Origin of the sequence: Variovorax ginsengisoli, assembly GCF_030486595.1 — a bacterium.
In the GTDB taxonomy this organism is placed as follows: Bacteria; Pseudomonadota; Gammaproteobacteria; order Burkholderiales; family Burkholderiaceae_C; genus Variovorax; species Variovorax ginsengisoli_B.
This window is the reverse complement of sequence record NZ_JAUJZH010000001.1, coordinates 382,913-395,797: the sequence shown is the minus strand read 5'-3', so window position 1 is coordinate 395,797 and position 12,885 is coordinate 382,913. Positions and strand designations below refer to the sequence as shown.

At 70.3% G+C, this 12,885-nt stretch carries 14 protein-coding genes; 2 read left to right on the top strand and 12 right to left on the bottom strand.

Annotation, left to right across the window (positions count from 1 at the left end):
- Positions 1–5 precede the first annotated feature (5 nt).
- From gspE to gspG, 10 genes are all read right to left on the bottom strand, one after another.
- Positions 6–1,421 carry a type II secretion system ATPase GspE gene (gene gspE / locus QZH52_RS01945; protein ID WP_301802947.1) on the bottom strand — a complete coding sequence of 472 codons (1,416 nt, stop codon included), beginning with the start codon at positions 1,419–1,421 and terminating at the stop codon, positions 6–8.
- A gap of 18 nt (positions 1,422–1,439) precedes the next feature.
- Positions 1,440–3,713: a type II secretion system secretin GspD gene (gene gspD / locus QZH52_RS01940; protein ID WP_301802943.1), complete on the bottom strand. Its 2,274-nt coding sequence runs from the start codon at positions 3,711–3,713 to the stop codon at positions 1,440–1,442.
- Between the two features lie 2 nt (positions 3,714–3,715).
- On the bottom strand, positions 3,716–4,510 hold the full coding sequence (gene gspN, locus QZH52_RS01935; protein ID WP_301802939.1) for a type II secretion system protein N: 795 nt from the start codon (positions 4,508–4,510) through the stop codon (positions 3,716–3,718).
- Positions 4,511–4,518: 8 nt separating this feature from the next.
- Positions 4,519–5,088 carry a type II secretion system protein M gene (locus QZH52_RS01930; protein WP_301802935.1) on the bottom strand — a complete coding sequence of 190 codons (570 nt, stop codon included), beginning with the start codon at positions 5,086–5,088 and terminating at the stop codon, positions 4,519–4,521.
- Positions 5,085–6,293, bottom strand: coding sequence for a type II secretion system protein GspL (gene gspL / locus QZH52_RS01925; RefSeq protein ID WP_301802931.1), 1,209 nt, complete (start codon positions 6,291–6,293; stop codon positions 5,085–5,087). The genes QZH52_RS01930 and gspL overlap by 4 nt, the downstream gene beginning before the upstream one ends.
- Before the next feature lie 129 nt (positions 6,294–6,422).
- Positions 6,423–7,535 (bottom strand): type II secretion system minor pseudopilin GspK, encoded by a 1,113-nt coding sequence (gene gspK, locus QZH52_RS01920; RefSeq protein ID WP_301802927.1) that lies wholly within the window; start codon positions 7,533–7,535, stop codon positions 6,423–6,425.
- A complete protein-coding gene (locus QZH52_RS01915) occupies positions 7,532–8,182 on the bottom strand; it encodes a PulJ/GspJ family protein (RefSeq protein ID WP_301802924.1) in 651 nt (216 codons plus the stop codon). Before QZH52_RS01915 ends, gspK begins: the two co-directional genes overlap by 4 nt.
- Positions 8,182–8,553, bottom strand: coding sequence for a type II secretion system minor pseudopilin GspI (gspI, locus tag QZH52_RS01910; protein ID WP_301802921.1), 372 nt, complete (start codon positions 8,551–8,553; stop codon positions 8,182–8,184). The genes QZH52_RS01915 and gspI overlap by 1 nt, the downstream gene beginning before the upstream one ends.
- Complete coding sequence (locus QZH52_RS01905; RefSeq protein ID WP_301802918.1) at positions 8,550–9,053, bottom strand: prepilin-type N-terminal cleavage/methylation domain-containing protein; 504 nt, start codon at positions 9,051–9,053, stop codon at positions 8,550–8,552. Before QZH52_RS01905 ends, gspI begins: the two co-directional genes overlap by 4 nt.
- Positions 9,028–9,468: a type II secretion system major pseudopilin GspG gene (gene gspG, locus QZH52_RS01900; protein ID WP_286536366.1), complete on the bottom strand. Its 441-nt coding sequence runs from the start codon at positions 9,466–9,468 to the stop codon at positions 9,028–9,030. The genes QZH52_RS01905 and gspG overlap by 26 nt, the downstream gene beginning before the upstream one ends.
- A gap of 22 nt (positions 9,469–9,490) precedes the next feature.
- On the opposite strand from gspG, the gene QZH52_RS01895 reads away from it, so the two are divergent.
- Positions 9,491–9,982: a type II secretion system protein N gene (locus QZH52_RS01895; RefSeq protein ID WP_301802914.1), complete on the top strand. Its 492-nt coding sequence runs from the start codon at positions 9,491–9,493 to the stop codon at positions 9,980–9,982.
- Here the strand turns inward: QZH52_RS01895 and ilvA are convergent.
- Complete coding sequence (gene ilvA / locus QZH52_RS01890) at positions 9,979–11,529, bottom strand: threonine ammonia-lyase, biosynthetic (protein ID WP_301802912.1); 1,551 nt, start codon at positions 11,527–11,529, stop codon at positions 9,979–9,981. The two genes, QZH52_RS01895 and ilvA, sit on opposite strands and share 4 nt — an antisense overlap.
- Before the next feature lie 251 nt (positions 11,530–11,780).
- Between ilvA and QZH52_RS01885 the strand changes: the two genes are divergently transcribed.
- Positions 11,781–12,230, top strand: coding sequence for an OsmC family protein (locus QZH52_RS01885; RefSeq protein ID WP_301802910.1), 450 nt, complete (start codon positions 11,781–11,783; stop codon positions 12,228–12,230).
- 1 nt (position 12,231) lies between these two features.
- Here the strand turns inward: QZH52_RS01885 and coq7 are convergent, their stop codons facing one another.
- Positions 12,232–12,861 carry a 2-polyprenyl-3-methyl-6-methoxy-1,4-benzoquinone monooxygenase gene (coq7, locus tag QZH52_RS01880; protein ID WP_301802906.1) on the bottom strand — a complete coding sequence of 210 codons (630 nt, stop codon included), beginning with the start codon at positions 12,859–12,861 and terminating at the stop codon, positions 12,232–12,234.
- Positions 12,862–12,885: the final 24 nt, after the last annotated feature.

The following is a 12,885-nucleotide window of genomic DNA, read 5'->3' as shown; positions in this document are numbered from 1 at the left end:
GGGCGTCAGTCGCGGGTCACGCGAAGCAATTCGGCGCGCGAGCTGATGCCGGCCTGGACCAGCCGTTCGCCGTCCTCGCGCATCGAGCGCAGGCCGCCGCGCTCGGCCGCCACGAAGAGCTGGCTTTCGGGCGCGCGGTTGTGGATCAGCGACTGCACCGTCTCGTCGGCCACCAGCAGCTCGAAGATGCCGGTGCGCCCCTGGTAGCCGGTGTGGCCGCAGGCCTCGCAGCCCACGGGCTGGGCCTCGTGGCCGGCGGCCGGCGCACACACCGGGCACAGCTTGCGGACCAGCCGCTGGGCCAGCACGCCCAGCAGCGAGGAGCTCAGCAGGAAGGGCTCCACGCCCATGTCGGTCAGGCGCGTGACGGCGCTGACCGAATCGTTGGTGTGCAGCGTGGCCAGCACCAGGTGGCCGGTGAGCGAGGCCTGGATTGCGATCTGGGCGGTCTCGAAGTCGCGGATCTCGCCGATCATGATGACGTCCGGGTCCTGACGCAGGATGGCCCGCAGCGCCTTGGCGAAGGTCAGGTCGATCTTGGCGTTGACCTGGGTCTGGCCGACGCCGTGCAGCTCGTACTCGATCGGGTCCTCGACCGTCATGATGTTGCTGCTGCTGGCGTCGAGCCGGCTCAGCGCGGCGTACAGCGTGGTGGTCTTGCCGGAGCCGGTCGGGCCGGTCACCAGGATGATGCCGTGCGGCTGGCCGATCAGGTGTTCGAAGCGCGCCAGCGTGTCGCCCTGCATGCCCACCGATTCGAGCGTGAGCTTGCTCTCGGACTTGTCGAGCAGGCGCAGCACGGCGCGTTCGCCGTGCGCCGAGGGCAGGGTCGAGACCCGGACGTCGACCGCGCGGGTGCCGATGCGCAAGGAGATGCGGCCGTCCTGCGGCAGGCGCTTCTCGGCGATGTCGAGGTCGGCCATGATCTTCAGCCGCGAGATCAGCGCGGCATGCAGCGCGCGATTCGGCTGCACCACCTCGCGCAGCGAACCGTCGATGCGAAAGCGCACCGACGAGGTCCGCTCGTAGGGCTCGATGTGGATGTCGCTCGCGCCGTCGCGCGCGGCCTGCGTGAGCAGGGCATTGAGCATCCGGATGATCGGCGCGTCGCCGGCCGATTCGAGCAAGTCCTCGACCGCCGGCAGCTCCTGCATCATGCGCGAGAGGTCGGCGTCGCCCTGCACCTCGCTGACCACCGCGGCGGCATTCGACTCGCCCTTGGCGTAGGCCGCGCTGATCCGCTGGGCGAGCTGCTCGGGCGCCAGCGGCTCGAAGGTCTTCACCGGGTACTTGCGCAGCACCTCGCCCAGGGCGCTGCGCGGCGGCACCTTCGGCATCCAGAGCGTGAGGGCGCCGTCGTCGGCCTCTTCCAGCAGCAGCTGCTGGCCACGGGCGAAGGCGTAGGGGAGGGGATAGCGCATCGGATCGGCGTCCTGCTGCTAGGGTAGTTCGCGCCTGCTCGACGGGTCCGCCGTCGGCGGCAATGCGCCCTTCAGCGGAGAGGGGGCAAGCCGCTGGGACGGCGGCGTCGGCAGCGGGATCAAGGTGGCGCCCTCCAGCCGGGTCGTGGCCTCCGTCCGGTCCTGTTGCTGGGCGGGCACCGGGGTCGTCGCCAGAGGCGGGAGGGGGGGCGCCGAGGTCACGTTGTTCAGCATCACGTTGTCGTCGGGCTGCACCCGCTGCTGCAGGACGCGCATCGCGTCGTAGCGGTCGTTGGCGACATTCGTGGTCGCCACCCCGTCGCGCATCACCATCGGCCGCAGGAACATCATGAGGTTGACCTTGGTGCGCGCCCTTTTTTCGCTCTTGAACAGATTGCCCAGGACCGGAATGTCGCCGGCCAGCGGCACCTTGTCGACGTTGTTGCTGTAGTCGTCCGACAGCAGGCCGCCGAGCATCACCAGGCCGCCGTCCTCGACCAGCACGCTGGATTCGATCGAGCGCTTGTTGGTGGTCGGGCCGTTGGGGGCGTTCTCGGTGCCGGCCTGCACCGTGGAGGTCTCCTGGAACACCACCATCTTCACGGTGCCGTTCTCGTTGATCTGCGGGCGCACGCGCAGCGTCAGGCCGACGTCCTTGCGCTCGATGGTCGTGAACGGGTTCACCGAGCCGTTGGCCGCACCGGTGTTGGTGAACTGGCCGGTCACGAACGGGACGTTCTGGCCGATCACGATCTTGGCTTCCTCGTTGTCGAGGGTCAGCAGATTGGGCGTCGACAGCAGGTTGGCGTCGGCGTCGCTGGCGAAGAAGTTGGCGATCGCGTTCAGCACGTAGTCGCCGTTGTACTTGCGTCCGATGCCGATGTTGAGTCCGGTGCCGAGCGTGGTGAGGGCGGCCGGGGTTTTTGCCACCAGGGCGGCCGTCAGTGTCAGGATGTTGGCGCCGGAGAGGCTGGAGTTGGTGCCGATGACGCCGTTGTTGCCGACCGCCGACTGCCACTGGACACCGAACTGCGCCGCCTTGTTGGCCGTGACCTCGACGATCAGCGCCTCGATCATGACCTGCGCACGCCGGCCGTCGAGCTTGTCGATCACGGCGCGGATCTGCCGGTACTGTGGCTCCGAGGCCGTGATGATGAGCGAGTTGGTCGAGGGGTCGGCCTGGATCTGGCCGCCGGTCGACGGCTGGTTCGCGTTGTTGACCGGCGCAGTGGCCGCGGTGCTCGCGCCGGCGTTCTGCTGGCTGGCGCCCAGCTGCGGCGCCACCTGCGAAGCCCCGCCCTGGAGCGAGCCGCCGGTGGCGCCGGTGCCGCCGCGCGCTTCGGCCGAGATCGCCGCGCGCAGGGTCGCGGCCAGCCTCACGGCGTCGGCGTTCTTGAGGTAGACCACGTAGACATTGCCGGCCGCGCCGTTGCCGGTGTCGATCGCCGGGCGGTCGAGCTTGTCGATCAGCGTGCGCACCAGCTGGGCGCGCGCCGGATTGGCCGCCCGCAGAATGATCGCGTTGCCGCGGGGTTCGGCCAGCAGCGTGGTGCGGAACGATGAGTCGACCTGGCCCGGCGCCCCGGCGCCGGGGGTCGTGCTGCCGCCTTCGATCAGCCGCGTCACCAGCGGCACCATGTCGGTCGCCACCGAGTTCTTCAGCTGGATCACCTCGATGTCGGCGGCGTTCGGGACGTCGAGCGCGGCCACGATGCGTGCCAGCCGGCGCATGTTCTCGGCGTAGTCGGTGATCACCAGCGAGTTGTTGCCCGGGTTGACGTTGATCGTGTTGTTCGGCGCGATCAGCGGGCGCAGCACCGGCAGCAGATTGTTGGCCGACTCGTAGTTGAGCTTGAAGACCTGCGTGATGATCTGGTTGCCGCTGAGGCTGGACCCGGCGGGCGTCGAGGTCGTCACGGTGCTGCTCTGCAGCTTGGCATCGGCCTCCGGCACGACCTTGTAGAGGCCGTCGGCCTGCACGATCGCGAAGCCCTGCAGCCGCAGCGCGGCGGCGAACTGGTTGAAGGCCGCGGCCGGTTCGATGGCGCGGTCGGTCTGCAGGGTGATGGTGCCCTTGACGCGCGGGTCGACCACCACGTCGCGCCCGGTCACGACGGCCATGGTGCGCGCCACCGATTCGATCTCGGCGTTGCTGAAGTTCAGCGTGATCGGCTCGCCGCGCCGCAGCACGTCCTGGGCGAAGGCGGAAGGAATGCAGGCCGCGATCAGCATCTGCGCGGCGAGCGCGAGGGTGCCGAGGCGGACGCCGGAAGAAGACTTTGGCTTCGTCATGGTCAACCCAGTGTGATGAGGGAGCGCGCGCCGTCGCGTCGTCCGATGATGTTCAACAAGTTCGATAGCGCGTCTTCGCGGCCCGGTGCCGCGCTGGCCTCGCCGTCGAACCGCATCGTCGTGCCATTCCAGCGGCCGCTGCCGCTCAGTTGCAGGCTGCCTTCGCGGGTCGTCAGGAGCAGCGAAGGCACCGGTCCGCCTTCGAGAGCGATCCGGTAGCTGCCCATCGGCTTCAGGGTCGACAGGCTGGAAGAGATGTCGGTGGCGTCGAGCGTCGCCCGGCCGGCCAGCGTCAGCTGGCGGCCGCTCCAGCGCAGCACCAGCGCCTGCATCGAGAGGTCGAGCGCGCCCTCGAGCTTGAGCGTGTTCCAGGGGGCGCCGAATCCGGCCAGCATCGCCGCCGGCCAGCGCGACTGGCCGTCGCGCCACTCGAGTTCGAGCCCGTCGGAGCGCGGGCGTCCCTTGAATTCCAGCGGCTTGGCCGCGCAGCAGGGGAGGTCGAGCGTGGCGCTGATGCCGTCCCAGCGCGGCCGCAGCGTCCAGCCCAGCTGGCCGGGCAGGGAGATCGATTCGGCGCCGCCCGCCCCGCTCGAGAACACGACCCCGGCGGTGCCGTTCCAGAGCGTGCCGCGCGCATTGATCAGTTGCAGGTGGCCGTCGCTCCATTGCGCCAGGCCGGCCGCGAGCCAACGCGCGGGCGCGAACACGGCCAGCGCGAGGGCGATGCCGATGCAGGCGCCGAGCAGGGCCCAGCGCCAGCCGGAGCCGGACGCGTGGGAGGTGGACGGGATCGCCATGCGCGCTCTCAACGGGCCGGCAGGCCCATGACCAGGGTGCCGTCCCAACGCGGACGGGGCGGTTCGGCCGGCGCGGCGGGAGCCGCAGGCGCCGCCCCGGGGCCGCCGGGGCCGGCCTGCGACGTGCTGCTGCGCGTCAGGTGCACTTCGCGCGGCACCGCGCGCGCATTGCTGCGCGCCTGCGTGATCAGCTGGGCGAGCGCGTCGGCCGGCGCGGCGCGCAGTGCGATGGTGGCGTTCTCGCCGGCGCCGGCGGTTTGAAGCTGGGCGTTCGGCCCGAGGTTCTCGCGCACCGAGGCTTCGAGGGCGCGCAACGCGTCGTCGCGGCTGGCCCGGGGCTGCGACTGCAAGGACTTGGCCTGGCGCTGCAGTGCCGTCATCTGCTGCAGCTGCGCATCGAGCTTCGCGTGTTCGGCCGGGGCCGCGGACAAGGTGCCCAGGGCCGGCGCCAGCGCCACCCACCAGACCAGCGCCAGGCCCACCAGCGCGGCCGCGATCGCGACCAGGCGCTGTTCGCGCGGCGCGAGTTCGGGCCACCAGGCCTGCCAACGCGCTTGGAGGACTTCGAGCCACTTCATCGCTGCGCCTCCGCCTGCACCAGCAGCAGGTCGCTCTCGGTGCGCGCGCTGTAGCCGCGCGAGGACAGCGCGGTCTTGACGCCGGCGAACTCCGAGGCCGGCAAGCCGAGCCCGCGCAGGCGCAGCTGGCCGGCGCTGAAATCGATCGCGGTTGGCACGCGGCCCGCCGGCAGGCTGGCGGCCAGCGCGACCAGCATCGGTTCGAGGTCGGACGGCGTGACGCCGCCCGTGGCCTGTTCCAGGGCCGCGACCTCGCGCGCCATCTGCACCGGCGCGTCGACCACCAGCTTGACCGAGGGGAAGGTCTGGGTCAGCAGCGATCGCACCGCGCCGCGCTTGGCGTCGAGCGCATTGCGCTCCTTCCAGGCCCAGGCGTTGAGTCCGATGAACTGCGCCAGCAGCAGGGCCAGCACGCCCCAGCGCGCCGCCCGCCAGCGGCGTCCATACCACAGCGCGCGCGCCATGGCCGCCGCCTTCTTGCCGGCGCGTGCACGCCCCGTCGATGCCAGGTCGAACTGCGCCAGGTCCCAGGGCGAACGGCTGGCCTGCAGCCAGCGCTCGGCCGGCTTGACGATCGGAAGCCGGCGCCCGAGCACGCTTTCGGCCAGTTCGGCGACCGCTGGCTCGGCCAGTGCCGTGGTGTCGGCGGGAAGGGGGCCGGCCAACTCGAGGCCGGCGGCGTCGAGTGGCAGCGTGGCCACGCCCTCGGTGCCGCAGACGATGCACAGCGCCGCGTCCGGGTCGCCGATCGCGAACACCATCGGCGGGCTGCCGGCCGGCTGGGGCGTGAACTCGGGAACGATCCGGGTCACGCGCCGGCCGGCGGCCTCCAGCGCCTGCACGGCGGCACGCAACCAGATACGGTTGCAGGCTGCCACCCAGACCGGCACCGCCACCCGCGCGGCGGGTTCAAGGGCGAAATGAAGTGCTTCGGGATCGTCGAGCAGGCGGTCTTCGAGCAGGCCATTGAGCACCGAGCGCAGGCGCACGGCCCCGCTCATGCTGCCCTGGGGCAGGGTGACCTGATGCCACGACAGTGCTGCGGCGGGCACGCCCAGGATGACTTCGTCGCTGCTCGGCAACAGGGCCGGTGCCGCGCTGCCCTGCGAGCGCAGCTTGCGGCCATCGCTGGACCAGAGCGCCCAGCCGTACTCGCCGGCCGCCGGGCCGGAAACGAGAGGAATGGTTACAAGCAGCAAGGCCATGGAGAGAGTGAAGGGTCGCTATTGTAGAGAAGGTCGGTCGGCGATGCTACGGAATTGATAGCATCTCTTTCAGATGCAACGGGCGTTGCGCCTATTTTTGACCCATTCGGTGACAGGTGGTGTGTTGCGTCAGGATCTGGCCGGCTGCGGCGTCGCGCCGGCGCCACGTTCTCGCCACACGATCCCGACGTCGATGCCGACTCGGCGCAGCAGGGTCTGTTCTTCGACCCAGGTCCGGTCGATCCGCAGGCGGGCCTGCACTTCGAAGTAGTTGGTCGACACGCTGTGCTGGTCCGGCACGAACTGCGCCGAGCTCTGCTGGACCAGCGCGCCGGCGTCGGCCAGCGTCTTGAAATAGGACTGGGTACGGGCCGCGACCAGGCGCTTGGCGCCAGCGAGGTCGAGGGCCGGCGTGCTCGCGAAAATGGCTTCGGCGCTGGCGGTGTTGAGGTTCAGCTGTGTCCGGGTGGGCAGCACCGTGACATAGGGTTCCAGCGCCGCGGCGGTGGAGGGCGACAGGCCGAGCCAGACCAGCTGGGCCGTGCGCTGGGGCACCAGGGGGCCGGTGGCGCTGCCGGTCGCGGTGGTTGGCGCCGTGGTGGTCGGGGTCGTGGTCTGCGGGGTTGAGGTGCTGCCGGTGCTGCTCGCGCTGCTGGTGGTGCCCGTAGTGCCCGTGGTTCCGGTGGCCGCGGTACTGGCGGCGGCCGGCAGCGCGCGCTGCAGGTTGGCGGTCATAAGCGCCAGCTCCTCGGCCGGCAGCCCGAGCAGCTGAAACAGTTTCTTGAACGCGTCCACCGACGCGGCGACCGGCTTGCCGGCATCGACCAGGTTGAACGCGTTGAGCTTCGATTGGGCGTCGATGATGCGGCCCGACAGAAAGGCGTCGGGCAGCCCTTCCAGCGCGTCGCTGGCGATGTTCTTGTCGGCCGCCAGGAAGGTGGTCAGCTTGGCCTCCTCGAGCGGAATCGCCCATGGCTCGGCCAGGTAGTCCGCATTGACCCCGCCGCTGCCGGCCGCCCGGGCGTCCTCGCGCAGGATCAGCCGCGACCAGTCGAGTGCGCCGACCAGCACCCATGCGGCCTGCGTCCGGCCCCGCTCGGCGGCCTCGACCTCGGCCGCACGCCATTGCTGCCAGAGCGCGGCCGCGGCGAAGGTGGCGACCAGCGTCACGGTCAGCATGGCCGTGAGCAGCGCTGCGCCGAACTGGCGCCCACACTTCCCCTTGTGCACCGGCGTCCTCATGACTTCGGCACCGTCAAGCTGGGCCGGACCCAGTCCCGGGTGACCAGGCCCGCGAGTGCCGGTCCCTGGGGCAGGGCCAGGGTCAGGCGCACGCCATCCGGCACCGGCGTGGTGGCGCCGAGCGCCTCGGCGCTCGTGGCCGGGGTCCAGGCGTTGTTGCGGAAGTAGGCGAGCTGCCAGCTGTCGAGCGGAATCAGGTCGACGTCCGCGCCGCCGGTGCCGCTGCCGCCGTCCGTCGCCCAGGCGGCAGCCTGGGCCCAGGCCTGCTGCCATTCGGCGCGGGTCGTGAACCCCTGCGATTGCCAGCGCCGCCAGTGGGTGCCGCCGGCGGGGTCCGGCCGCAGCGTCCAGGCGGCGACGAAGACCACCGGCGTCGCGCTGTCGGTGCTGCGGCGCGTGAGCCGCAGCACGCGGCCATCCCAGTCGATCGCCGAGGTCTGCGACAGCGCCACCATGGCGTCGAGGTCGGCGCTCCACTGGGACAGCGTGGTCTGCAGCGTCAGCACGGCGTCGCCGCGCTCCCGGTTCAGCGACTGGGCGCGTCCCATCGCATCGAGCCCGCGCCAGCTCATCAGGGCCAGCAACGCCATGGCGGCGATCGCCACCAGGAGCTCGATCAGCGTGAAACCGCGGGCCTGGCGCCTCATCAGTAGCGCCCCACCACCGTCGACAGCCGCAGCACCGGCGCGTCGAAGGCGTCGCGCACCTGGACGTCGACCCGGCGGAAGTTCGGATTCAGCGTCGATGTGGTCGTCACGGTCACGCCGAAACTCTGGCTGGCCTGCGTGCAGACGCCGCCGGCGTCGCCCACGGGCGGCATCTGCCGTGCCAGCCGGGCCTTGATCAGCTCGTTCTCGGCGCAGATCTGGGCCAGCATCACGTCGGTTTGCCGCTGCGCGTTGCGCGTCAATGCCATCGTGGCCTGGGTGCCGGCCATCAGCGCGATGGCGACGATGCCGAGGGCGACCAGCACCTCGATCAGGGTGAAGCCGCGCGCGGCCCGGCGTGTTCGCGTCATGGCGCCACGACCGTGAAGGGGCGCAGGCCGTCGGTGCCGATGCGCAGGCTGCGATCGGGCAGCGCGTCGGAGGTCAGCTGCACCTGCTGCGCGGCGATGATCGGGTCGGGGCCCAGCTGCAGGGCGCCCACGGCCCGGCCGTCGACCCCGATCGGCTGCGCCGAGATGCCGCCGCTCAGCCAGTTCGTCGGCAGCGCGCCGGGTGGCAGGCCGTCGAAGCTGAAGCTGCCGGGCCCATCGGGCGTGACGCGCCACCGCACAGCGACGCCGCTGGCACGCGACTGCGCCCGCGCCGATTCGAGCAGGGCGGCGAGCCGCTCGGCTTCGCGGTCGAGCGTGGCCTGGCCGGAGTCCCTGAGCGAGAGCCCGACACCGGCGGTGGCCAGCGCGATGATCGCGATCACCACCAGCAGCTCGAACAGCGTGAAACCGCCCGCGCCGGGCCGGCCGTGGACGGGTTGGCGGCAGTGCGCGCTACTGCCAGCTGCCGATGTCGGCATTCTTGCCTTCGCCACCGGGCTCGCCGTCGGCGCCGAGCGAAAACACGTCGATCTCGCCCTTGACGCCCGGATTCAGGTACTGGTACGGGCGGCCCCAGGGGTCGTTCGGCAGCTTCTCGACATAGGGCTTCCAGTTGGGTGCCGCCGGGCCGCTGGTGGGGCGCGCGATGAGCGCCTGCAGCCCCTGCTCGGCGCTCGGGTAGCGCTGGTTGTCGAGCCGGTACAGCTTGAGCGCCTGCATCAGGTTGTTGACATCGGTCTTGGCCGCGGTGACCCGGGCGTCATCGGCCCGCTCGATCACGTTGGGCACGATCAGCGCGGCCAGCACGCCGATGATGACCAGCACCACCATCAACTCGATCAAGGTGAAGCCGCGCTGGAGGGCGCGGGCGGGATAGCGGATGGAAATGGGCATGGAGGAATGATAATCCGGCCCCATGTCAGTCCCTTACGCCTCCCCTCGCTGGCCCGCGGCCGCCGCCACGACCGCCCTCTGGGCATTGGCCGCCGCGAGCGTCGTGTTCTGGGGCCTGCGGCTGGCTGCACCGGCCGACGCGCCGGCCCCGCCGCCGGTGGCCGGCACGCCGCAGGCGGCGCCCGATCCGGCCGCGGTGGCCCGGATGCTGGGCGCCGTGTCGACCCCCGCCGCAGCGGCGGCGACGCCCGAGGCCGCCAGCCGATTCGCGCTCCTGGGCGTGGTGGCCGATGCCGGCCAGCAGGGCGTGGCGCTGATCGCCGTCGACGGCAAGCCGCCGCGGCCGTTCCGGGTCGGCGCCACGGTGGCCGACGGCTACGTGCTGCAGTCGCTCGAAGCCCGGGCCGCCGCCCTGGGCGCCAGCGCCGGCTCGGCGACCGCCTTCACGCTGCAGCTGCCGACGCGGCCGCTGGCGACCATGACCCCGCCCGCGCCCCTGCCGCCGCAGAACTAGAGCAGGAAGAGCCGGTACACCGGGTTGTCGGTTTCCTCCACGAACGGGTAGCCCAGCGTCTGGAGGAAGGCATCGAAGGCCTCGTGTTCGGCCGCGGGCACCTGCAGCCCGACCAGGATGCGTCCGTAGTCGGCGCCCTGGTTGCGGTAGTGGAACAGGCTGATGTTCCAGTTCGGCCTCAGCAGGCTCAGGAACTTCAGCAGCGCCCCCGGCCGCTCGGGGAAGACGAAGCGCAGCAGCCGCTCTTCTTGCGCGAGGCTGGTGCGGCCGCCCACCATGTGGCGGATGTGTTCCTTGGCGAGCTCGTCGTGCGTGAGATCGATGGCACCGAAGCCATGCGCCACGAAGGTGTCGGCGATGGTGGTCGATTCGCCGCGCGCCGAGGTCGTCAGGCCGACGAACACATGGGCTTCCTTCGAGTCGCTGATGCGGTAGTTGAATTCAGTCACGTTGCGCGAGGCGCCGGGCAACTGGCCGACCAGTTCGCAGAAGCGGCGGAAGCTGCCGCGCTCCTCGGGAATCGTCACCGCGAACAGCGCCTCGCGCTCCTCGCCGACCTCCGCGCGTTCGGCCACGAAGCGCAGGCGGTCGAAGTTCATGTTGGCGCCGCAGAGGATCGCTGCATAGGTTTCGCCGCGCGTGCCGCGGGCCTCGACGTACTGCTTGATCGCCGCCACCGCGAGCGCACCAGCCGGCTCGACGATGCTGCGGGTGTCGATGAAGACATCCTTGATGCCGGCGCAGACCGCATCGGTGTCGACCGTGATGAATTCGTCCACCAGTTCGCTCGAGATGCGAAAGGTTTCCTCGCCGACCAGCTTGACCGCCGTGCCGTCGGAAAACAGCCCGACGTCCGGCAGCGTCACGCGCTGGTGGGCGGCGACCGATTGCATCATCGCGTCCGAGTCGTTCATCTGCACGCCGATCACGCGAATCTCGGGCCGCAGCGCCTTGATGTAGTTGGCCACCCCCGAGATCAGGCCGCCGCCGCCGATGGCGACGAACACCGCGTGCAGCGGCCCCTGGTGCTGGCGCAGCATTTCCATGGCGATCGTGCCTTGGCCGGCGATCACGTCCGGGTCGTCGAACGGGTGCACGAAGGTGAGTCCGTGCAGTTTCTGCTGCTCGAGCGCATAGCCATAGGCGTCCGAATAGCTGTCGCCGTGCAGGTGGACCTCGCCGCCGAGCGCCCGCACCGCGTCGATCTTCAGTTGCGGCGTGGTCACCGGCATCACCACCACGGCCCGCGCCCCCAGCTTGCGCGCGCCCAGGGCCACGCCCTGCGCATGGTTGCCGGCCGAAGCGCAGATCACGCCGGCGGCGAGCTGCTCGGCGCTCAGGTGCGCCATCTTGTTGTAGGCGCCGCGCAGCTTGAAGCTGAAGACCGGTTGCTGGTCCTCGCGCTTGAGCAGCACGGTATTGCCGAGCCTGGCGCTCAGGGCGCGGGCGGGTTCGAGCGCCGATTCGACCGCCACGTCGTAGACCCGCGCAGTCAGGATCTTCTTGAGGTAGTCGGCAGGGGTGAGGGGCGGGGTCGGGGAGGACATAGGGCCGCGATCATAGGCCTCGCCGACGCGTCGCCAGGGGCCCAAGAAAAAAGCCCCGGGCCTTGCGGCTCGGGGCTAAATCCACCAATTGGGAGGGTGGAGGAGACAACCGGTGCACACATGTGGATGTGCGATGAAATAAAGTATATCGGTTGATTGCTGCAATGCAACACGCCCGTTGCTTTTTTTGAACACTCAATCACGTCGTGCGGTGCTTTCCCTGCTCGCGCGACGAATTTTCGGAGCTGAAGATGGAATGCACAGTAAGTTGGACCGGCAACGCCGGCACGCGATCGGCGATGGGCTTCGTCGCCGAGACCGGCAGTGGCCATGTCCTCGTGATGGATGGCGCGCCGGATGCCGCCAAGCCCGAGAACGGCGGCCAGAACCTGGCGGCCCGGCCGATGGAGACGGTGCTGGCCGGAACCGGCGGCTGCACCGCCTACGACGTCGTGCACATCCTCAAGCGCGGCCGGCACCAGGTCGAGCGCTGCAGTGTAAAACTGACCAGCGAGCGGGCCGAAAAAGATCCAAAGGTCTTCACAAAGATCCACATGCACTTCACGGTGGCGGGCAAGGGCATTCCGGCGGCGGCGGTCGAACGTGCGATCGCCCTTAGCCACGACACCTACTGCTCGGCCACCATCATGCTCGGCAAGACGGCCGAGATCACCACCAGCTTCGACCTGATGGAGGCCTGATTCAGATCCGGTGGGCGACCGTGGTCATGACACGGGACGCCATCCGCATCAATGCCTTGGCGGGGGCCGGCAACTCCTCGGCCCCGGCGTTCCAGGCCTGGGCTGCGTGACGGGCCTCGTCTATCTTCATCTGCTCGACCACCGCGCGCGAGGCGGTGTCGGCCGCCGGCAGGCGGTCGAGATGGCCGTCGAGGTGCGCTTCGACTTGGCGCTCGGTCTCGGCCACGAAGCCCAGGCTGGTCGCATCCCCGAAGCGGCCAGCCACCAGTCCGAGCCCGAAAGCGCCCAGGTACCAGAGCGGGTTCAGGACCGACGCGTGGCTCCCCAGATCGTCGATCCGCTGCTGGGTCCAGGCCAGGTGGTCGGTTTCCTCGCGCGCCGCCTCTTCGAAGTGCCGTCGCAGGGCAGGGTCCCGCGTGACCGCCGCCTGTGCCGTATAGAGTGCCTGCGCGCACACCTCCCCGACATGGTTGACCCGCATCAGAGCGCCGGCCTCGCGCCGCTCGGCCTCGCTCAGGCTGCCGCCAGCCACCGCGGGCGCGGGCAGCGCCCGCGTCGCATGCGGCTTGGCAAAAAGAGTGCGCAGCGCCGCGTCGGCCGCGCCCAGGACGGAGTCAAGCGTTCGGTTCATGAAGCGATTGGAACCGATGTACAA